The 19731-nt window shown below is 72.9% G+C and carries 19 protein-coding genes; 8 read left to right on the top strand and 11 right to left on the bottom strand.

The window, feature by feature from the left end:
* Positions 1 to 112 precede the first annotated feature (112 nt).
* The 3 genes from ACQ393_RS00500 to ACQ393_RS00490 form a co-directional block, all read right to left on the bottom strand.
* Positions 113 to 835, bottom strand: a complete 723-nt coding sequence (locus ACQ393_RS00500; protein ID WP_430644855.1) for a winged helix-turn-helix transcriptional regulator — start codon at positions 833 to 835, stop codon at positions 113 to 115.
* A 4-nt stretch (positions 836 to 839) separates the two neighbouring features.
* A complete protein-coding gene (locus ACQ393_RS00495; protein WP_430644854.1) occupies positions 840 to 1298 on the bottom strand; it encodes a VOC family protein in 459 nt (152 codons plus the stop codon).
* 109 nt (positions 1299 to 1407) lie between these two features.
* Complete coding sequence (locus ACQ393_RS00490) at positions 1408 to 3021, bottom strand: PucR family transcriptional regulator (RefSeq protein ID WP_430644853.1); 1614 nt, start codon at positions 3019 to 3021, stop codon at positions 1408 to 1410.
* A gap of 212 nt (positions 3022 to 3233) precedes the next feature.
* On the opposite strand from ACQ393_RS00490, the gene ACQ393_RS00485 reads away from it, so the two are divergent.
* The 3 genes from ACQ393_RS00485 to ACQ393_RS00475 all read left to right on the top strand — a co-directional run bounded on the left by ACQ393_RS00485 (position 3234) and on the right by ACQ393_RS00475 (position 7988).
* Positions 3234 to 4784: a CoA-acylating methylmalonate-semialdehyde dehydrogenase gene (locus ACQ393_RS00485; protein ID WP_430644852.1), complete on the top strand. Its 1551-nt coding sequence runs from the start codon at positions 3234 to 3236 to the stop codon at positions 4782 to 4784.
* A gap of 28 nt (positions 4785 to 4812) precedes the next feature.
* Positions 4813 to 6249, top strand: coding sequence for an aspartate aminotransferase family protein (locus tag ACQ393_RS00480; protein ID WP_430644851.1), 1437 nt, complete (start codon positions 4813 to 4815; stop codon positions 6247 to 6249).
* A gap of 206 nt (positions 6250 to 6455) precedes the next feature.
* Entirely contained in the window at positions 6456 to 7988 is a 1533-nt protein-coding gene (locus ACQ393_RS00475; RefSeq protein ID WP_430644850.1) for an FAD-dependent oxidoreductase, read from the top strand.
* 15 nt (positions 7989 to 8003) lie between these two features.
* Here ACQ393_RS00475 and ACQ393_RS00470 read toward each other — a convergent pair whose 3' ends face one another.
* The 4 genes from ACQ393_RS00470 to ACQ393_RS00455 are packed head-to-tail and all read right to left on the bottom strand — an operon-like array spanning position 8004 to position 11320.
* Positions 8004 to 8933, bottom strand: coding sequence for a Pr6Pr family membrane protein (locus ACQ393_RS00470; RefSeq protein WP_430644849.1), 930 nt, complete (start codon positions 8931 to 8933; stop codon positions 8004 to 8006).
* A 60-nt stretch (positions 8934 to 8993) separates the two neighbouring features.
* Positions 8994 to 9827 carry an amino acid ABC transporter ATP-binding protein gene (locus tag ACQ393_RS00465; protein WP_430644848.1) on the bottom strand — a complete coding sequence of 278 codons (834 nt, stop codon included), beginning with the start codon at positions 9825 to 9827 and terminating at the stop codon, positions 8994 to 8996.
* On the bottom strand, positions 9814 to 10479 hold the full coding sequence (locus ACQ393_RS00460) for an amino acid ABC transporter permease (RefSeq protein ID WP_430644847.1): 666 nt from the start codon (positions 10477 to 10479) through the stop codon (positions 9814 to 9816). Before ACQ393_RS00460 ends, ACQ393_RS00465 begins: the two co-directional genes overlap by 14 nt.
* A 31-nt stretch (positions 10480 to 10510) precedes the next feature.
* Complete coding sequence (locus tag ACQ393_RS00455; RefSeq protein ID WP_430644846.1) at positions 10511 to 11320, bottom strand: amino acid ABC transporter substrate-binding protein; 810 nt, start codon at positions 11318 to 11320, stop codon at positions 10511 to 10513.
* Positions 11321 to 11689: 369 nt separating this feature from the next.
* Here ACQ393_RS00455 and ACQ393_RS00450 point away from each other — a divergent pair, with 369 nt between their 5' ends.
* A complete protein-coding gene (locus ACQ393_RS00450) occupies positions 11690 to 12022 on the top strand; it encodes a hypothetical protein (protein WP_430644845.1) in 333 nt (110 codons plus the stop codon).
* Between the two features lie 102 nt (positions 12023 to 12124).
* Here the strand turns inward: ACQ393_RS00450 and ACQ393_RS00445 are convergent, their stop codons facing one another.
* A complete protein-coding gene (locus tag ACQ393_RS00445; RefSeq protein ID WP_430644844.1) occupies positions 12125 to 13351 on the bottom strand; it encodes an acyl-CoA dehydrogenase family protein in 1227 nt (408 codons plus the stop codon).
* A 66-nt stretch (positions 13352 to 13417) separates the two neighbouring features.
* A complete protein-coding gene (locus tag ACQ393_RS00440) occupies positions 13418 to 14614 on the bottom strand; it encodes a CaiB/BaiF CoA transferase family protein (protein ID WP_430644843.1) in 1197 nt (398 codons plus the stop codon).
* A 219-nt stretch (positions 14615 to 14833) separates the two neighbouring features.
* Here ACQ393_RS00440 and ACQ393_RS00435 point away from each other — a divergent pair, with 219 nt between their 5' ends.
* Positions 14834 to 16201, top strand: a complete 1368-nt coding sequence (locus ACQ393_RS00435; protein WP_430644842.1) for an NAD-dependent succinate-semialdehyde dehydrogenase — start codon at positions 14834 to 14836, stop codon at positions 16199 to 16201.
* Between the two features lie 68 nt (positions 16202 to 16269).
* Here the strand turns inward: ACQ393_RS00435 and ACQ393_RS00430 are convergent, their stop codons facing one another.
* Positions 16270 to 16635 carry an iron chaperone gene (locus ACQ393_RS00430; protein ID WP_430644841.1) on the bottom strand — a complete coding sequence of 122 codons (366 nt, stop codon included), beginning with the start codon at positions 16633 to 16635 and terminating at the stop codon, positions 16270 to 16272.
* Between the two features lie 84 nt (positions 16636 to 16719).
* On the opposite strand from ACQ393_RS00430, the gene ACQ393_RS00425 reads away from it, so the two are divergent.
* From ACQ393_RS00425 to ACQ393_RS00415, 3 genes are all read left to right on the top strand, one after another.
* On the top strand, positions 16720 to 16989 hold the full coding sequence (locus ACQ393_RS00425; RefSeq protein ID WP_430644840.1) for an acylphosphatase: 270 nt from the start codon (positions 16720 to 16722) through the stop codon (positions 16987 to 16989).
* A 136-nt stretch (positions 16990 to 17125) separates the two neighbouring features.
* On the top strand, positions 17126 to 17347 hold the full coding sequence (locus tag ACQ393_RS00420) for a DUF2188 domain-containing protein (RefSeq protein WP_430644839.1): 222 nt from the start codon (positions 17126 to 17128) through the stop codon (positions 17345 to 17347).
* Positions 17344 to 17625, top strand: a complete 282-nt coding sequence (locus ACQ393_RS00415) for a hypothetical protein (protein WP_430644838.1) — start codon at positions 17344 to 17346, stop codon at positions 17623 to 17625. Before ACQ393_RS00420 ends, ACQ393_RS00415 begins: the two co-directional genes overlap by 4 nt.
* A gap of 429 nt (positions 17626 to 18054) precedes the next feature.
* Here the strand turns inward: ACQ393_RS00415 and ACQ393_RS00410 are convergent, their stop codons facing one another.
* The gene (locus ACQ393_RS00410) at positions 18055 to 19683 is read right to left on the bottom strand and encodes a response regulator transcription factor (RefSeq protein ID WP_430644837.1); all 1629 of its coding nucleotides are present in this window, start codon (positions 19681 to 19683) and stop codon (positions 18055 to 18057) included.
* Positions 19684 to 19731 lie beyond the last annotated feature (48 nt).

Below are 19731 nucleotides of genomic sequence, written 5' to 3'. Positions count from 1 at the left end.
CTACCGCTCGACCCGTGCGGACGTCACGGGGTTGCGAGGCACCTCGGCGAGCGTCGAGCGGGGATCATGGGGGCGCCGCCCACGCGCGCCCCGGGGGCCGGAGGCGGAGCGATCAGGCGACGGCCGCGTCACCGGCCGCACCGGCCGACGGCGGATCGACGGTCTCGATCCGGAACGTGCGCGCGAAGCGCGCGACCCCGTCGGCATCGCCGGCGAGCACGGGCACCCCCGCGGCATCCGCCCGGCCTGCGACGAGGTCGCGCAGCGCGGACGGCGCGAGCGCGAACTCGACCGTCGCGGTCGCGGCATCCGCCGGGGTGGTCGGTCGGGGCTGCGGCACGGCGTCGGGGCCGATCGGCACCACCTCGAGCACCGGGCCGTCGACCACGGCCGCGACCGACGCCCTGCCGACGTGCAGCACGTACTCGGTCGGCGGCAGCGCCGCAGCGGCATCCGGACGGAAGGCCGAGCGCAACGCCATGGCGAGCGCCTCGTGGCTCATCGCCTCCGCGTCGCCCGGGTCGCCGAGCACCGACCACCCCCACCGCTCGAGCGCGAGCACCACCGGCTCGAGCTCGCGGCCGAGCGGCGTGAGCTCGTAGCCGCCGCGGACGATGGGAACGCGGCGCACGAGCCCGGCCTCCTGCAGTTCCCTGAGGCGGTCGCTCAGGATGTTCGTCGGGATGCGCGGCAACGCCGCCTTGAGGTCGCTGTAGCGGCGCGGGCCGACGAGCAGGTCGCGGAGGACGAGCAGCGCCCATCGCTCCCCGACCCGCTCGAGGGCCCGGGCGATCCCGCTGTACTGGCCGAAGCCGCGCGGGGATCGTGCCGCCACGACGTCAGGCGCCGGCCGCGGCCGTCGCCGCCTCCTGCTGCGCGAGGTACGCCTCGGGCCCCATCTCCGCCGCGGCGGGCTCCATGAACAGGAAGCCGAGGATGTTGCCGTCGGGGTCCTCGAGGTCGCGCGAGTACATGAAGCCGTAGTCCTGCGCCTCGCGCGGCTCGGTGCCGCCGGCCGCGAGCCCCTTGGCGAGCATGTCGTCGACCTCCTCGCGGGAGTCGCGGGTGAACGAGATGGCGGTCTGCGCCTGCGTGGTGGTGTCGATGATCTGCTTGTCGGTGAAGGTGCCGAGGTACTCGCGCGTGAGCACCATGAAGTAGATGTGCTCGTCGAGCACGACGCAGGCCGCGTTCTCGTCGGTGAACGCCGGGTTGATGGTGAAGCCGAGGGCCTCGTAGAACGCCTTGGACCGGTCGAGGTCGACGGTCGGCAGGTTGACGAAGATGCTGGTGGTCATGGTCTCCTCCCCTGGAGTGGATGGGCCGGTCGATCGGCCGGCCACCCTCAGCTTGCTCTTCGCAAGTAAACGTGTCAAGAACAAGTGAACGGATGCCGCGGCGGCGGTCTCAGCGCGCCCCGCTGCGCCGCACGAGCAGCGCGAGGTGCAGCGCCGTGAGGGTCTCCCCGTCGTCCAGGTCGGCGCCGAGCAGGTCGCCGATGAGCGCGAGCCGCTGGTAGAACACCGAGCGCGACAGGTGGCTCGCCTGGGCCGCCGCCGTGCGGTTGCCCGGGTGCGCGAGCATCGCCGCGAGCACGTCGAGCAGGTCGCCGCCGCGCGCGAGGTCGTGTTCGATGAGCGGCGCCAGCATGCGCTCGCCGAGCTCCTGCAGGCGGTGGTCGTCGCGGAGCGCGGTCACCAGGCGGACGAGCGGCCGGTCCTGCGAGCGGCGCACGATCGGCCCCCGCGCGCCGCGCGGGATCGGGCTGCGCGAGAGGTCGAGCGCCTCCTGCACCGAGACGAGCAGGCCGTCGAGGTCGACGGCGCCTGCGCCGATCGCGAGCGCGGCGCCCGAGGCATCCGCGGACTCGCCCCGCCGCGCGAGCAGCGCGACGAACCGTGCCGCGGCCTCGTCGTCGAACCGGGTGCCCGCCGGCAGCGAGAGCAGGAGCACGCGAGCGGATGGGGCCGCCCCGACGCCGACCGGACGGCCGTCGAGCGCACGGCCGCCGAGGCTCCGCGCCGCGGCATCCGCGTCGCCGTCGAGGCCGCGTCCCGTGGCGACGACGCCGTAGAGGTCGCAACCGCGCACGGGCAGCCCCGCCGCCTCGAGGCGTGCGACCGCACCGGCCGGTGTCGCGAACCGGCCCCCGAGCAGATGCTCGACGAGCCGCTGCCGGCCGATGCGCGCCCACGTGTCGTCGTCGCCGTCGGCCAGGCGGCCGAGCGCGAGCGCGATCGCGCCCTGCTCGAGCACGCTCGTGCGGCCCGCCGCGTGCGAGGGGCCGGGCAGTGCGATGAGGTGACCCCACCGGCTGCCGCGGGCCTCGACCGGCACGATCAGCCACGCGTCCGGACCGGCTCCCCCGCGGCGGTGCGCGTCGCGCGAGCGCAGCTGCCACCCCGCGAGCAGTTCCTCCTCGGACTCGGGCGGCAGGTCGGCGGCGACCACCTCGTGCGAGAGGTTCTCGAGCAGCACGGGCGCCGCGAGGGTCTGGGCCAGCTGCTGCACGATGTAGTCGGCCGGGGCACCGCGCAGGGTCAGCGCCGTGAAGCGCTCGCGCACCTCGTCGCGGGCGTGCAGGGCCGCGGTCTGCTCCGAGATGATCCGCCGGTGGACAGCTTGGGTCAGCCCGACGAACTTCACCTCGCGGTGCAGCGCGGCGAGCGCGAGGCCGTGCTCGGCGGCGGTGCGGTGCACGACGGCCGGCACGTACCGGTAGTGCGCGCCGAGCTCGAGCACGAGCCCCGAGACGCCGACCCCGACGAGGCCGGCGATGAACGTCCGGAGCTCGTCGGGCTCGGTCGGCCAGCCCGACCCGGTCGACAGGAGCAGTTCGCCGCCGTCGAGCAGGCGGGCCACTCCCGCGCTGTCCGACACGTGCACCCAGCGCACGCGCGCGTCGAGTGCGGCGTCGCCCACCAGCACCTCGGGGACGCCGGCGGCGACCGCGTCGAGCGCGAGGATCTCGCGGACCGTCGGCAGCGCGTCATCCGTCGCAAGCCCGCCGACGCCGTTCATCGTCGTCGTCGGAAGCCCCGGACGATCCGTTCGATCTACTTCGTCTTCGCGACGCTCTGGCATCGGCTGGGCCTCTCCAACTCTGTAAGACTGGGGAAACGCCAGCCTAGACGACGTCGGTCGATCTGTCCGGTCCCGACGACCGAGCGGCGATCTCCACCCCGCGACGCGGTGCCGAGGCATCCGTCGCCACGACCCACCGAAGGAACGCCATGAGCCTCACCGAGACCGCCTCGTCGCCCGCCGCGACCACCGACGTGCCGCAGATCGGGCACTGGATCGACGGTGCGCTGCGTGCGTCCGCCTCGGGGCGCACCGCGCCCGTGTACAACCCCGCCACCGGCGCCGTGCAGGCCGAGGTCGCCCTCGCCGACCAGGCCGAGATCGACGAGGCCATCGCCTCCGCGGAGCGCGGCTACCGCCTGTGGAGCGGGTACTCGATCGCGAAGCGCCAGAGCGTCCTCTTCGCGTTCCGCGAGCTGCTGAACTCGCGCAAGGGCGAACTGGCCGCGATCATCACGCGCGAGCACGGCAAGGTGCTCTCCGACGCGATGGGCGAGATCCTCCGCGGGCAGGAGGTCGTCGAGCTCGCGACCGGGTTCCCGCACCTGATCAAGGGCGCGTTCTCCGAGAACGCCTCGTCGGGCATCGACGTGTACTCGCTGAAGCAGCCGCTCGGCGTGGTCGGCGTCATCTCGCCGTTCAACTTCCCCGCGATGGTGCCGATGTGGTTCTTCCCCATCGCGATCGCCGCCGGCAACGCCGTCGTCCTCAAGCCGTCCGAGAAGGACCCGTCGGCCGCACTGTGGCTCGCCGAGCTGTGGAAGGAGGCCGGCCTGCCCGACGGCGTGTTCACCGTGCTGCAGGGCGACAAGCTCGCCGTCGACGGCCTGCTCACCTCGCCCGTCGTGCAGTCGATCTCGTTCGTCGGCTCGACCCCGATCGCGCAGTACATCTACGAGACCGCGTCGAAGCACGGCAAGCGCGTCCAGGCCCTCGGCGGCGCGAAGAACCACATGCTGGTCCTGCCGGACGCCGACCTCGACCTCGTCGCCGACCAGGCCGTGAACGCCGGGTACGGCGCCGCCGGCGAGCGGTGCATGGCGATCTCGGTCGTCCTCGCCGTCGAGCCCGTCGCCGACGAGCTCATCGAGAAGATCCGCGAGCGCATCGGTCGGCTCCGCATCGGCAACGGCGCCGGCGTCGACGGGGTCGAACCCGACATGGGCCCGCTCATCACCGACGTGCACCGCGACAAAGTGTCCTCCTACGTCGACCTCGCCGAGCAGGACGGCGCGACCGTCGTCGTCGACGGCCGCGGGTACACCGTCGACGGCCACGAGGACGGCTTCTTCTTCGGCCCCACCCTGCTCGACCGGGTGCCCACCACGAGCCGCGCCTACACCGAGGAGATCTTCGGCCCGGTGCTCTCCGTCGTCCGGGTCGCCTCGTACGACGAGGGGCTCGACCTCATCAACTCGGGGCAGTTCGGCAACGGCACCGCGATCTTCACCAACGACGGCGGCGCCGCCCGGCGGTTCCAGAACGAGGTGCAGGTCGGCATGATCGGCATCAACGTGCCGATCCCGGTCCCGGTCGCCTACCACTCCTTCGGCGGCTGGAAGCAGTCGCTGTTCGGCGACAGCAAGGCCTACGGCGTGCACGGCTTCGACTTCTTCACGCGCGAGAAGGCCGTGACCAGCCGCTGGCTCGACCCCGCCGCCCACGGCGGCATCAACCTCGGCTTCCCGCAGAACCACTGACCCGGCTCATCCCACCGAAGGCACTCACATGACCGACACGCTCATTCCCGAGGCACAGACGACGGATGCCGCGTCCGCGGCCTCGTACGTCGACCGCCGCGGCGCACTCCACACCCTCCCCGACGCGGCCGCCGAGGCGCAGGTGCGCGCCGACGACCGCGCCCACGTCTTCCACTCGTGGAGCGCGCAGGCGCTCATCGACCCGCTGCCCGTCGCCGCCGGCGAGGGCGCCACGTTCTGGGACTACCAGGGCAACGCCTACCTCGATTTCTCGTCGCAGCTGGTGAACCTCAACCTCGGCCACCAGCACCCCGACCTCGTCCGCGCCATCCAGGACCAGGCGGGTCGCCTCGCGACGATCCAGCCGTCGATGGCGTCCGACGTGCGCGGCGAGCTCGCCCGCCGCATCGCCGAGGTCGCGCCGGGCGACCTCGACAAGGTGTTCTTCACCAACGGCGGCGCCGACGCCAACGAGTACGCGGTGCGGATGGCGCGTGCCGTGACCGGCCGCCGCAAGGTGCTGTCGATGTACCGCAGCTACCACGGCGGCACCGCGACGGCGATCTCGCTGACCGGCGATCCGCGCCGCTGGGCGAACGAGCCGAGCGACGGCTCGGTCGCGCACTTCCTCGGGCCGTACCCGTACCGCTCGTCGTTCCACTCGGCGAACGAGGCGGAGGAGACCGAGCGCGCGCTCGCGCACCTCGAGCAGGTCATCACACTCGAGGGCGCGAACACGATCGCGGCGATCATCATCGAGACCGTGGTCGGCACCAACGGCGTGCTCGTGCCGCCGCCCGGCTACCTCGAGGGCGTGCGGGCGCTGACCGAGAAGTACGGCATCGTCTACATCGCCGACGAGGTCATGGTCGGCTTCGGACGCGTGGGCGAGTGGTTCGCGGTGAACCACTTCGGCGTGACGCCCGACCTCATCACCTTCGCGAAGGGCGTCAACTCGGGCTACGCGCCGCTCGGCGGCGTCGTGATCTCCGAGCGCATCGCGTCGCACTTCGACACGGTCGCCTTCATGGGCGGGCTCACGTACTCGGGTCACCCGCTCGCGTGCGCCCCGGGCGTCGCGACCTTCGAGGTGTTCGAGCGCGACGGCATCCTCGAGCGCGTGCGCGACCTCGGCGAGCGCGTCGTCGGCCCGCGCCTGCGCGAGATCGCGGCCGAGCACCCCTCGGTCGGCGAGGTGCGCGGCCTCGGCCTCTTCTGGGCGATCGAGCTCGTGCGCGACCGCGAGACGCGCGAGCCGCTCGTGCCGTTCAACGCGGCCGGTGCCGACGCCGCGCCGATGGGCCGCGTCGCCGCCGCGTGCAAGCAGGCGGGCCTGTGGCCGTTCGCGCACTTCAACCGCCTGCACGTCGCGCCGCCGCTCGTCATCAGTGAGGCCGACCTCGTGCGCGGCCTCGACATCATCGACGCGGCGCTCCACGTCGCCGACGCCGAGCTCGCCGGCTGACCTGCTCCGCTCCCGCTCGCCTCCCGACCCGCTCCGCGCACTTCTGCGGAGATGCGATCCGCCGGCCCGCGGAGTCGCAGAGCGGGCCGGGGCGGCGGATCGTCTCTCCGCAGAACGGAACGGCGCGGGCGCCCGCAGGCGAGGCGGGGGCGACGGCCCAGCCGGCGTGCCGGGCCGCGCGAGCCCGAGCGGCTAGCCTGAGGCACATGGACGCACGCGGGCCGGCCGGGGGGATGCCGCGACGCGCGTTCCTCGCCGCGGCCCTCGGCGGCGGATTCGCCGTCACGCTCGCCGCGTGCACGGACGGCGGCCCGACGCCGACGCCCACGCCGACCCGGGCACCGTCGCCGTCACCCACGCCGACCGCGGGCGGCGTGCCCGCCCCGACGGCGTTCCTCCGCTCGCGTTGGAGCCGCGACCCGTTCACCCGCGGCGCCTTCAGCTTCGACGCGGTCGGCTCGACGCCCGACCTCCGCAGCGCCCTCGCCGAACCCGTCGCCGACCGCCTCGTCATCGCGGGCGAGGGCACGTCGGCCGACGCGCCGGGCACGGTGCACGGGGCCTACGCCGAGGGCATCCGGGCCGCCCGGGCCATCGCCGACCTCGCCGACGAGGGCGACCGGATCGCCGTCATCGGCGCCGGTATCGCGGGACTCGCCGCCGCACGCACACTCGCCGACGGGGGCCACGACGTCGTCGTGGTCGAGGCGGGCACGACGCTCGGCGGGCGACTCCGCACCGTCGAGAGCGAGGACTTCGGCGGCCCCGTCGTCCTCGGCAGCGTGTTCGCGTCCGATGGCGCCGAGCTCCGAGCCGTGCTCGCCGAGGCCGGCGTCGCGACCCGCCCGTTCACGCCGGTGGTGCAGGCCCGCACGCCCGAGGGCGCCGTCGCCGAGCCGTCGCCGGCCGGCTGGGACGCGATCGCGACCGCGCAGGAGTGGGCCGACGGCAATTCGACCGACTCGTCGCTGACGAACGCGCTCGTCCGCTCCGGCGCCGTTCCCCTCTCGAGCGAGCCGGGGGCCGACGGCCTGAGCCCGCGGGACTGGCTCGTGAACGCCATCGCGACGGGGGTCGAGCCGACGACCGGCGCCGCCCCGACGCGCGTGTCGGCGCAGCGGTTCGACCCCGACCGGGTGTGGCGGCCGACGTCGCGCGTGGTGAGCGGCTGGACGGCCCTCGTCGACCGCCTCGCCGACGGGCTCGACATCGCCGGATCGAGCGTCGTCATCGAGATCGCCGTCGACGACGACGGGGTGAGCCTGCGCTTCGACACGGGCGAGTCGTTGCGCATGCACCGCGTGATCGTGACCGCGTCGATCGGCGTGCTGAAGACCGACACCATCTCGTTCGAGCCGCCGCTGCCGCTCCTGCACCAGCGCGCGATCGGCGTGCTCGGCATGGGCGCCTCCGACGTCGTCTGGCTCGCCTTCGACGAGCCGTTCTGGCGAGCGGATGCCGCGGCGCAGCCAGACGGCGACGACGAGCGCGTCGACGGCGCCGGCGAGACCGGGGCGACGCCCGACGGAGCCGACACCGCCGACCCGGCCGCCAACGTGTACACCCTGGTCGGCGCCACGCCGACGGTCGCCGCATGGCTCGACGTCGGCGTCGATCCGCGCCGCCCGGTCCTCCTCGGGATCATCGCCGCGGAGCACGCGCGCCGCATCGCGGAGCTCGACGACGACGCGGCCCGGGACGAGGTCCTCGCAGCGCTCGAGCCCTTCGCAGCGGGCTAGCCTCGCCGGCCGCGCTCACTCCGGCGTCGGACCGCGCACCACGTCCGTCGCCGCGCTGCGGCGCGAGTCGCCGCCCGCGATCGCCGCACGGCGGCGCGCCCACACGCGGCGCCGCACCCCGCGCAGCGCGAGGCGACGGTGCACCCCGACGAGCACCGAGGTCAGCCCGAGGAAGATCAGCAGGACCACGACGCAGTAGACCGCGACGCCGACGTAGCCCCCGACCTGGCTGGCGTCGAGGAAGAAGTACGGGTACCAGCCGATGTCGGCGCCGCGGATGAGCGTGTAGACGAGCCATCCGGAGGGGAAGACCAGCACGAGCCCGATCGTCGCCCACGGCACGGGCGGATTCACCGCGATGACGGCGTCCAGCGTCCAGGCGATGAGCGCGAGCACCGGCACCACGAAATGCAGCAGCGTGTCCGACCACGGCACCTCGAGCCGGTAGTCGCGGGTCGACGCCTGCAGCGCGATGATCCCGAAGACGATCCCCGAGACCAGCAGGTAGACCGTGACGATCGTCCGGAACGCCGCCAGCATGGGCGGATCCCGGTGCTGGGTCAGCGCGTAGCCGGCGCCGATCAGCAGGACGACGACCGCGAGCATCGCCGATTGGACGGTGAAGTAGCTGAAGAAGTTGACCGACGCGAAGAGCGGGAACTCGAGTACGTACTGGTAGTTGGCGATCAGCGCGACGATCTCGATGAGCGCGATCGCCAGCCGGAACACGCCGAGGCCCCGGCGCGCCCGCGAGGTCAGGACGAGCGCCGACGGCCCCCGCACGACCACGCGCCCACCGGAGCCCGCCCGAGCGGCCGCAGTCGCCCCGCTCGTGCCCGCCGCGCCCGCCGCGCCGCTCGCCTCACCGCCCGGTCCGTCGTCCGTCGCGGCCCGCGCCTCGGCGCTCGCCGCCCCCGGTGCGGAGCCGAGGACGCGCGCGGACATGCCCTCACGGTAGTCGCCCCGGCTCCACGCCCGACGGGGATACGCCGAGGGCGCGCGCCCTCAGTCCAGCGGCCGCAGGATGCGGTCGAGGAAGCGCCGCGTCCGGTCCTCGCGCGGGTTCGTGAAGATCTCCCCCGGCGCACCGCGTTCGACGATGACGCCGCCGTCCATGAACAGCACCTCGTCGGCGGCCTGTCGTGCGAACTGGAGCTCGTGGGTCACGACGACCATGGTCCAGCCCTCGTCGGCGAGTTCCTTGATGACGTGCAGCACCTCGCCGACGAGCTCCGGGTCGAGTGCGCTCGTGGGCTCGTCGAAGAGCAGCAGGTCGGGCTTCAGGGCGAGCGCGCGGACGATGCCGACGCGCTGCTGCTGCCCGCCCGAGAGCTGGTGCGGGTACTGGTCGCGCTTGTCCGCGAGCCCGACCCGGTCGAGCAGCGCCTCGGCCGATGCGAGCGCCTGCGCCTTCGGCACGCGCTGCACCCTGGTCGGCCCCTCGATCACGTTCTCGATCACCGTCATGTGCGGGAAGAGGTTGTGGTGCTGGAACACCATCGCCGACCGGTCGCGCATCGCGAGGCGCTCGGCCTTCGCGACCGGACGCGAGAAGTCGATCGCCGGTCCACCGTCGAACTCGAGGGCACCGCCATCCGGGGTCTCGAGCCCGTTGAGCGAGCGGAGCACGGTCGTCTTGCCCGATCCGCTCGGACCGATGAGCGTCACGACCTCGCCGCGGCGGACCGAGAAGTCGATGCCGCGGAGCACGTCGTTCGATCCGAACGACTTGCGGATGCCGCGTGCCGAGAGCAGCACGGCGGCATCCGTCGAGCCGGACCGGCGGGGCGCCAGCGGATCGCCGCCCGTCGGCGGCACGGGTGCGTCAATGGGCGACATGGCGTTCCAGCCTCTTCTCGAGCATCGACTGCCCGCCCGAGAGGACGAGGCAGAACAACCAGTAGACGAGCGCCGCCTCGAGGTAGACGAGCATGAACTCGAAGGTGGCCGACGCGATCTCCTGGGACACCCGGAACAGCTCGGTGACGAGGATCAGCGACGCGAGCGAGGTGTCCTTCACGAGCGAGATGAACGTGTTCGACAGCGGCGGCACCGAGACCCGGGCGGCCTGCGGCAGGATGACGCGGCGGAGCGTCGTCGCAGGCGACATCCCGATCGTGTACGCCGCCTCCCACTGGCCCTTCGGGACCGACAGGATGGCGGCGCGGATGACCTCGGCGGCGTAGCCGCCGACGTTCAGGGAGAAGGCGACGATGGCGCTCGGCCACGGGTCGATGACCACGCCGATCGACGGCAGGCCGTAGAAGATCACGAACAGCTGCACGAGCAGCGGCGTGCCGCGGATCACCGAGACGTAGAACCTCGCGACGTTCGAGACGATCCGGTTCTTCGACAGGCGCATGAGCGCCACGATCAGCGCGAGCACGAGTCCGATCGCGAACGAGACGAGCGCGAGCGGAATGGTCCCGCTGATCCCGCCCCACACGATCGGCCAGAACGACTCGAGGAACAGTTGCAGGCCCTCGTTCACGGAGTCACCGCCTTCCTGGGACGGCGACAGGCTACTCGGTGACGTCCGCGCCGAAGTACTTCTCGCCCAGTTCGGCGAGCGTGCCGTCGGCCTTCAGTTCGGCGAGCGCCTCGTCGATCGCCGCGACGAGCGCCTCCTTGTCCTGCGTGAGCGCGAACGCGCTCTCGGAGGTCTCGTCGGTCTCGGCGGCGACCTCGATCGCGGCATCCGGCGTCGTGTTGACGTAGTCGAGGAAGGTCAGCTCGTCGTTGACGGTCGCGTCGACGCGCCCCTGCTGCAGCAGCGCGACGGACTGCGCCCACCCCTCCACCGCTTCGACGTCGGCGCCCGACTCGGTCGCGAGCTCGTACCAGTTGCTCGTGAGCGACTGCGCCGTGGTCTTCCCCGCCAGGTCGTCGAACGACGAGATCGAGGTGTCGCCCTCGTTCACGACGATGACGCCGCGCGAGACGGTGTACGGCTCGCTGAAGAGGTACTGCTCCTCGCGCTCGGGAGTGATCGAGACCTGGTTCGCGATGACGTCGAAGCGTCCGGCGTCGAGGCCGGCGAAGATGGCGTCCCACTGCGTCTCGCGGAAGGAGATCTCGAGGCCCAGCTTCTCGGCGACGGCCTCGGCCACCTCGACGTCGTAGCCGATCAGGTCGCCGGAGCCGTCCTCGTGGTAGCTGAACGGACGGTAGGTGCCCTCGGTCGCGACCGTGAGCGTGCCGGCCTGCACGAGGCCGTACTCGTCGCCCGCGTCCGACCCGGTCGTCCCGCTGCCTCCCGACGAGCACGCGGCGAGCGCGAGGACGGCGGCGGACGCGGCGGCGAGGCCGAGCAGGTTGCGGGTGCGAGTCATGTGGTGGTGCTCCGTTCGTGACGTTCAAGGAGTGCCCGGCGGGATGGTGCCGGTCGCCCGGGCGGCAGTGCGCCCCGGCGGATGCAGAGAGTCCAGCACGGCCGGGGCCACGTGGTGAAACCGGATGACCCCGCGTTTCATTTCCGATCGGGCGGGATTCGCGGCAGATGTCGACCGCGATCCGGGCCGAGCGACCGGTTGCGTCGTACCGGACAGCGGGGCGGTCGACAGCGCATGCGCGCGCAGGCATACACGGTTCCGTGCCCCGCGCGCAACGGGCGGCGGCGCCGATTTCCGCGTGGCTAGGCTGGCGCGGTCGAGGGGCGGATCCCCTCGTCGCACTGCCCCCGCAGATCGAAGGAACCCGAAATGATCACGCTCTCCTGGCTCCTCCTCATCGCCCTCGCCGGCGGCGTCCTCGCGATCGTCGACGGCATCTGGCGCCTGCGCGCCCGCGGCGGATCGACGGTGATCGGCATCATCGAGATCATCGTCGCCGGCCTCTTCGTGCTCTCGCTGTTCCTGCCCGGCATCCCGTTCGGATCGCTGGTGCTCGGCATCGCGACGCTCGTCGTGCTCGTCGTCGCGCTCATCATGCGCGGGCGGCTCGGCATGACCCTGACGATCATCGCGCTCGTGCTCATCGCCATCTGGATCGTGCTCGAGAACCGCTGGCTCGTCATCCCCGGCATCAACAGCTGACCGCGCCGGCGCTGCGCGCCGCTCCGGCTCGTCCGAGGCCGGCACCCCACGGGTGCCGGCCTCCTCCGTGTCATCCGGAGAGGCGCGCCGGGCTCCGGCGCGCTAGAAGGCGCTGAGGCCGGTGAGCGCGCGGCCGATCACGAGCTGGTGGACCTCGTCGGTGCCCTCGTAGGTGCGGACGGACTCGAGGTTCGCCGCATGCCGCATGACCGGGAACTCGTTCGTGATGCCGTCGCCCGCGAGGATCGCGCGCGCCTCGTGCGCGACGCGCAGCGCCTCGCGCACCGAGTTGAGCTTGCCGACCGAGATCTGCGCGGGCGTCAGCGCGCCGCGCTCCTTCAGGCGGCCGAGGTGCAGCGCGAGCAGGATGCCCTTCTCGACCTCGACGAGCATGTCGGCGAGCTTGGCCTGGATCAGCTGGTTCGCGCCGATCGGCCTGCCGAACACCTCGCGCGTGATCGAGCGGCCGAGGGCGGACTCGAGGCACGACCGGGCCGCGCCCATGGCGCCCCAGACGATGCCGTACCGCGCCTCGTTGAGGCAGCCGAACGGGCCCGACAGTCCGCGTGCACCGGGCAGCATCGCGTCGGCCGGCAGGCGCACGCCCTCGAAGGTCACGTCGCACTGCACCGACGCCCGCATCGAGAGCTTGCCGTCGATCGGCGTCGCCGTGAAGCCGGAGGCCTCCGTGGGGACGAGGAACCCGCGCACCACGCCGTGGTCCTCGCCGCCCTCGTCGTCGACCTTCGCCCACACGACGGCGACGTCGGCGAGCGAGGCGAGCCCGATCCAGCGCCTCGCGCCGTCGACGACCCACTCGTCGCCGTCGCGGCGTGCGACGGTCGTCATCGCCGCGGGGTCGCTGCCGCCCTGCGGTTCGGTGAGCGCGAAGCATCCGACGAGCTCGCCCGCGGCCATGCCCGGCAGCCAGCGCTGCTTCTGCTCCTCCGAGCCGTACTTGTGGATGGCGCTCATGGCGAGCGAGCCCTGCACCGAGACGAAGGTGCGCCAGCCCGAGTCGGCGGCCTCGAGCTCGAGGCACACCAGGCCGTACGCGACGGCGCCGGCCCCGGCGCATCCGTACCCCGTCAGGTGCATGCCCAGGAAGCCGAGCTCGCCGGCCTCGCGCACGAGCTCGCGGCGGAACACCTTGTCCTCGAAGTCCTGCTCGATGACGGGTGCGATGCGCTCCTGCGCGAACCGACGGGCACGATCTCGCCACCCGAGCTCGTCCTCGGTGAGCAGCGCGTCGAGGTCGAAGACCGCATCGATGCGCGGCGCGGTCACGGTCGCCTCGGTCACGGTCGCCTCGGTCTCGGTGGCGGTCATGTCGATCCCTTCGTGTGGTCGTGGGTCCCTGCAGGGCGGTCGTCGGTGCGGTCGGATGGGGCGCGATCAGTCGCGCGGGAGCCAGTCGGCGCCGCGGTCGGCGTCGAGTGCGGGCGGCGCGGTGCGGTAGGCGGCCCCGCCCGCGGGCGCCGCCGCGGAACCGTCCCCAGACACCCCGAGCCGGATCGGATTCGCGATCGAACGGTGCGCGGGCGCCGCGGCATCGGCCTCGCGGGTCTCGGCGACGGGGTCGAGGCCGAGCGCATCGGCGAACGCGATCGCCTCGGCGACGTCGTTCACGAGCCCCGCGGGCACCCCGGCCGCGCCGAGCGCGTCGACCCAGTGCGCAGCGGATGCCGCGGCGAGCGCGTGCTCGATGATCGCCCGGAGCTCGTCGCGGTGTGCGACACGGTCGGCGTTGGCCCGGAACCGCGCGTCGTCAGCGAGCGCGGGCAGCCCGAGGGCGCCCGCGAGTGCGCGGAACTGGCGGTCGTTGCCGACCGCGATGACGAGCTCGCGGTCGACCGCGCGGAACACCGCATACGGCGCGATGCTGGGGTGCTGGTTGCCGAGCCGCCGCGGCGCCGCCCCCGTCGCGAGCGTCGAGGACGCCTGGTTCGTGAGCGCCGACAGAAGGCTCTGCAGGAGGTTCACCTCGACGAGCCGGCCCACGCCCGTGCGGTCGCGCTCGCGGAGCGCGAGCAGGATGCCGGCGACGGCGTTCTGGCCCGTGAGCACGTCGACGAGCGCCACGCCGGCCTTCGAGGGTTCGCCGTCGGGATCGCCCGTGATGCTCATGAGCCCGCCGACGGCCTGCACGAGCAGGTCGTACCCGGCGAGCGCGGCCCCGTCGCCCGTTCCGAACCCCGTGATCGAGCAGTACACGACGCCCGGGTTCGGCGCCCGCACGTCCTCGTAGGCGAGGCCGAATCGCGCCATGACGCCGGGGCGGAAGTTCTCGATCACCACGTCGGCGGACGCCGCGAGCCGACGCGCCTCGGCGAGCCCCGCGGCATCCGTCAGGTCGAGCGCGACCGAGCGCTTGTTGCGGTTCACGCCGCCGAAGTAGGTGGCGCGGCCGGTCGCATCGACGGGCGGCGACCAGTGGCGGGTGTCGTCGCCCGCGGGCGACTCGACCTTGATGACGTCGGCGCCGAAGTCGGCGAGCATCATGGTCGCGTAGGGGCCGGCGAGCACGCGCGAGAAGTCGGCGACGCGGATGCCGCGCAGCGCACCGCCCGCATCCCGGTCCGGCTCAGCCATCCGCCCTCCTCGGCGATCGGACCCGTCCCGATGCGGATCCTCCCGTCACCATACCCACGGGCCCGAACGGCCCGGTTGTACAGGACGTCGAACCATCGACCGGGATCCGCCATCGCGTCGATCGCGTCCTGATCGAGTCGGCTTAGGCTTGGAGACGGCGTGCACCGTCGTCGCCGACCGGCTGGCGAGTCCCGTGCACCAACACCCCAGAGGAGTCCCATGACGAACTACGCCGTCGTCAACCCGGCCACCGGCGAGACGGTCAAGACGTATCCGACCATCACCGACGCCGAGCTCGAGGCCGCGATCGCGAGCGCCGCCGAGGCGCACCGCACGTGGGCCAGGTCGACCACCGTCGAGGAGCGCGCCGCCCTGATCCGCCGCGTCGGCGAGCTGCACGTCGAGCGCCGCCAGGAGCTGGCGGAGATCATCGTGCGCGAGATGGGCAAGCCGATCGAGCAGGCCCTGGGCGAGGCCGACTTCGCCGGCGCCATCTACGAGTACTACGCCGACAACGCGTCCGAGTTCCTGAAGGACGAGCCGGTCGCGCTGCTGGACGGCGAGGGCTCGGCGATCATCCGCCGCAGCTCGCTCGGGCCGCTGCTCGGCGTGATGCCGTGGAACTTCCCGTACTACCAGGTCGCGCGCTTCGCCGGCCCGAACGTGATCATCGGCAACACCATCATCCTGAAGCACGCCGAGCAGTGCCCGGAGTCGGCCGCCGCGATCGAGCAGATCTTCCGCGACGCGGGCGCGCCCGAGGGCGTCTACGTGAACGTCTACGCCTCGCACGACCAGATCGCGACCGTGATCGCCGACCCGCGCGTGCAGGGCGTCTCGCTCACCGGCTCCGAGCGTGCCGGCGCGGCCGTCGCGGAGCTCGCGGGCAAGCACCTGAAGAAGGTCGTGCTCGAGCTCGGCGGCTCCGACCCGTTCATCCTGCTCTCCACCGACGACCTCGACGCGGCCGTGCAGAACGCGGTCGACGCGCGACTCGACAACAACGGCCAGTCCTGCAACGCGGCCAAGCGCTTCATCGTGATCGACGAGCTCTACGAGCCCTTCCTCGAGAAGTTCACCGCGAAGATCGCCGAGGTCGAGGCGACCGACCCGACCTCGTCCGACTCGGCGCTCGGCCCGCTGTCGTCGCTCAAGGCCGCCGAGGGCCTCGACGACCAGGTCAAGCGCGCGGTCGAGCACGGCGCCACGCTCGTGCACGGCGGTTCGCGCGACGGCGCGTTCTTCGAGACCACGGTGCTGACGGATGTCACGCCCGAGAACCCCGCCTCGAAGGAGGAGTTCTTCGGGCCGGTCGCGCAGGTCTACCGCGCCGCCGACGAGGCTGAGGCCGTCCGCCTCGCGAACGACATCCCGTTCGGCCTCGGCTCGTACGTCTACACGACCGACCAGGAGCAGGCCATGCGCGTCGCGGACGCGATCGAGGCCGGCATGGTCTTCGTGAACCTGGTGCTGGCGGATGGCGCGGAGCTGCCCTTCGGCGGCGTGAAGCGCTCCGGCTCGGGCCGCGAGCTCGGCCGCTTCGGCGCCGACGAGTTCGTCAACAAGAAGATGATCCGCATCGGCTGACGGCAGCCGGTCGAACCGGACCCGAAGCGCCCCGTGGCATCGCCGCGGGGCGCTTCGCCGTCTCCGCCTCAGCGGCGGCGGCCGGCCGCCGCCGCGTCGATCTCCTCGCGGCGCAGGCTCACGAGCCGCCGCACGGCCTCCTCGGGCAGCGGATGCTCCGGGGTGAACCGGACCGTGCCCTTGGTGCGGTCGAAGCCCTCGAGCACGTCGGCGGCCGCTTCGATCACGGCGGGGCTGAACGGGTAGAGCCCGATGTGCGCCCTCGCCTCCATGACCGCGAGCAGCGGCTTGCCCGCGTAGCGGAGCGCCGGCATCCCGTAGCTCCGCCCCTCCTCGGCGCCGGGCACGACCTCGCGCGCGACGAGGAACACGCCCTCGACGGCCGACCGCACCGGTTCGTGGAGCCCGGCGACGTACTCGGTGACCTCCCCCATGCCGGTCATCGTACGCGCGGGGCGCTGGCGCGGCATCCGTGCGCTCGTGCGGCACCCGGTCTACCCTCGTCGCAAGGGGGTCGCATGATCCGGCAGCGCGTCATCGTCCACGGCCGCGTCCAGGCGGTCGGCTTCCGGTTCAGCGCGCGCGTCGAGGCCCAGCGCCTGGGCGTCTCGGGCTGGATCCGCAATCGCAACGACGGCGCGGTCGAGGCCGAGATCGAGGGCGACGAGGCATCCGTCGACGCGATGCTCTCGTGGCTCGACGAGGGCCCGCCCGGCGCCGACGTGACCTCGCTCAGCACCGCCGACCTCGCGCCGACCGGCGAGCGCGGCTTCCGCGTTCTCAGCTGAGGACGACGAGCGGATGCCGCGGCCGCGTGCCGCACGTGGCCCGCACTGTCAACGCCTTCCGATCGTGCCCGACGGCGCCTTGACTGGCAGGAGCCGTCGCCGGACACGCAGCGCGGCGGAGGAAGGAGCCGGACGGATGGCGGACGGAGACGTCGAGACCCGCTCGAAGCGCGGACAGTGGGTCAACCGCGTGATCGGCGAGCCCGAGCTCTCGAAGAGCTTCCGGAGTCGCGAGGAGGCGGTCACCGCTGGTCGGCAACTGGCCGAGGTGCTCGGCACGCAGCACACCGTGATCGATGCCGAGGAGACCGGTGTCATCACGGACGAGGACGAGGACGACGAGGAGCAGGACGCATGACGGATCGACGCGACGACGAGACGATCGGCGAGGCCGAGGCCGTCCGCCGCGAGGAGCTCGCGGCCAAGCAGACGGTCGCGAACGACCCGGTGGCGGGAGACACCGTCCTCCCCGGCCGCGGTGACGGCAACGACGGCGAGACCGGCGGGGCGCCGCGTGAGGGGAGCCCGGTCTACGCGGAGAACGATCTCGCCGACGAGGAGATCGACCTCGACGACGCGCCCGACCGGCCCGTCGAGCCGGCGCGGCGCATCGACGACACCGACCGCGGAGACTGATCGGCGGGCGCCCGATCGGCGGGCGCCCGATCGGCGGGCGCTCCCGCGTGCGGTCGCCGCCTCGACCACTGGCGCAGGCACAGCCCGAGCATGATCGCCGAGGCCACCAGGTAGAAGGAATGCAGCAGCCAGATCGGCCCGACCGGCAGGCTGAACACGTAGAGCGAGTACACGGCGTTCGCGCCGTTGATCATCGCGATGCTCCCCAGGCTGTACGACCCCACGTCGTGGGTGCGGACCGCCTTCCACACCATCGGCAGGTTGGCGGTCGCGAACACGACGGCCGCGACCATCCCTGCGAGCACCGGAACATCCATGTGCGTGACGCTACGCGCGGCGCCGTGTCGGCCGCGTCGGGAGAAGCACGCAACGTCGCCGACCGCACCGATGGGTGGTTCTACCCATGCGCGTGCTGCGCGGGGCACCGCCTCACACGAGGTGGTGCTCGAACGCGTACGCCGTCGCCGCGGCGCGACTCGGCACGTCGAGCTTGGTGAAGATGTTGCTCAGGTGCCGCGCCACGGTCTTCTCGCTGAGGTGCAGCTCGGCCGCGATCTCGCGGTTCGTGATGCCGCGCGCGACCAGGCGGAGCACCTCGACCTCGCGGCCGGTGAGCGGCAGTCCCGTCCAGCCGAGGCCGCGCTGCCGGGCGAGCGCCGCGACCGCGACGGTCGCCCCGAGCTCGGCGAACGCCGACGCGGCGAGCTCCTCCTCGAGCTCCGCCGCCTCCTCCTCGTCGAGGTCGCGTCGTGCCCGCGCCATGAGCACCCGGCATCGCGCCACCTCGTAGGGCGCTCCGGCCTCCACCCACGCCTCGCGGGCGGCGCGCAGCCGCGTGAACGCCCCGGTCGGATCGCCCGCGGCGAGCCGCACCTCGCCGTCGGCGTACGCCGCGACGGCGCGGAGCATGCCCGAGGGGGTCGTCCGCTGCATCGCCGCGAGCTCGTCCGCGGCGGCGCGCGCCGCATCGAGGTCGCCGGCCGCCACCTCGATGCTCACGATCGCGGGCAGCAGGTGGCAACGCGTCGCGGGGTCGGCACCCTCGGCGCTCCCCCGGATCAGGCTCTGCGCGAGGGCCGCCCGTCCCTCGTCGAGGCGGAGGAGCGCAAGCCCCGGTTCGGGATCCCATCCCGTCTCCGCGGCCTTCGCGTACCGCACCTCCGCCTCCTCGAGCTCCCCGCGCAGGCGGAGCACCTCCGCCTGCTGGTACTGCGCGCCGAAGGCGGCCCCGACGTCGCCGGCGAGCAGCCCCTCCTCGGCGAGCTTCGCCGCCGCCATGGCATCGGCCCACGCACCGTGCAGGCGGAACAGTTCGGCCCGGTGCGCCTGGCACTGCCCGCTGAACGCGATGAGCGACGGCTGGTCCCGACACCATCGGTCGAGCGCCCGGGTCCACTCGACGGCACGCGCGAGCTCGAACGTCAGGTGGCAGTAGCCGATGACCGCGCAGTAGACGATCCCGGACGGCACGGGCCCCACCTCGCCCGCGGTGACCGAGACCATCACCTCGTCGAGCATCCGGATGCCGCGGGCCGGATCGCCCGCCATGATGGCGGCCTCTCCGCCGCCGAGCAGGGCGAAGGCGGCGACGTCCGGATCTCGGAAGCGCTCGGCGATCTCGCCGGCCCGCCCGAAGAGCTCGGCGGCACGTCCCGCGTCACCGGCGTACAGCGCGGCCAGCGCCTCAGGGATGAGCGCGAACCCGGCCGCCGCGCCGGGCTCGTCGAGTCGCGCGACGAGCCGCTGCGCGCGCGCGAGCCAGCCGGTCGCCTGGGAGTGACGGCCCGAGTTCATCGACTCGAGGCTCAGCCATGCTGCGGTGTACGCGGCCCGGTCCGGCCGGCCGGCCGCGAGATGGGCCTCGTGCGCGCGGGTCCCCAGTTCGATCGCGCGCTCGACGAACCCGACGAGGTCGGCCGCCGTCGCGAAGCGGTCGAGGTCGTCGCCCGAGAGCCCGTCCGCTCCGGCATCCGCTGCTCCGAAGCGGTCGACGGCATCGCTCCACCGGCGCTCCGTGAACGCGGTGCGCGCCTGCTCGAGACTCGTCGAAGCGACCATCGCCGTCAGGCCGTCCCGCGGGCCCGTCGTCCGTCGGGTGCCGGCCCT

It is taken from the genome of Agromyces sp. GXS1127 (genome assembly GCF_050565425.1).
Taxonomy (GTDB): domain Bacteria; phylum Actinomycetota; class Actinomycetes; order Actinomycetales; family Microbacteriaceae; genus Agromyces.
Note: the sequence above shows the minus strand (reverse complement) of the source record. Positions and strands in the feature narration are given on the sequence as shown.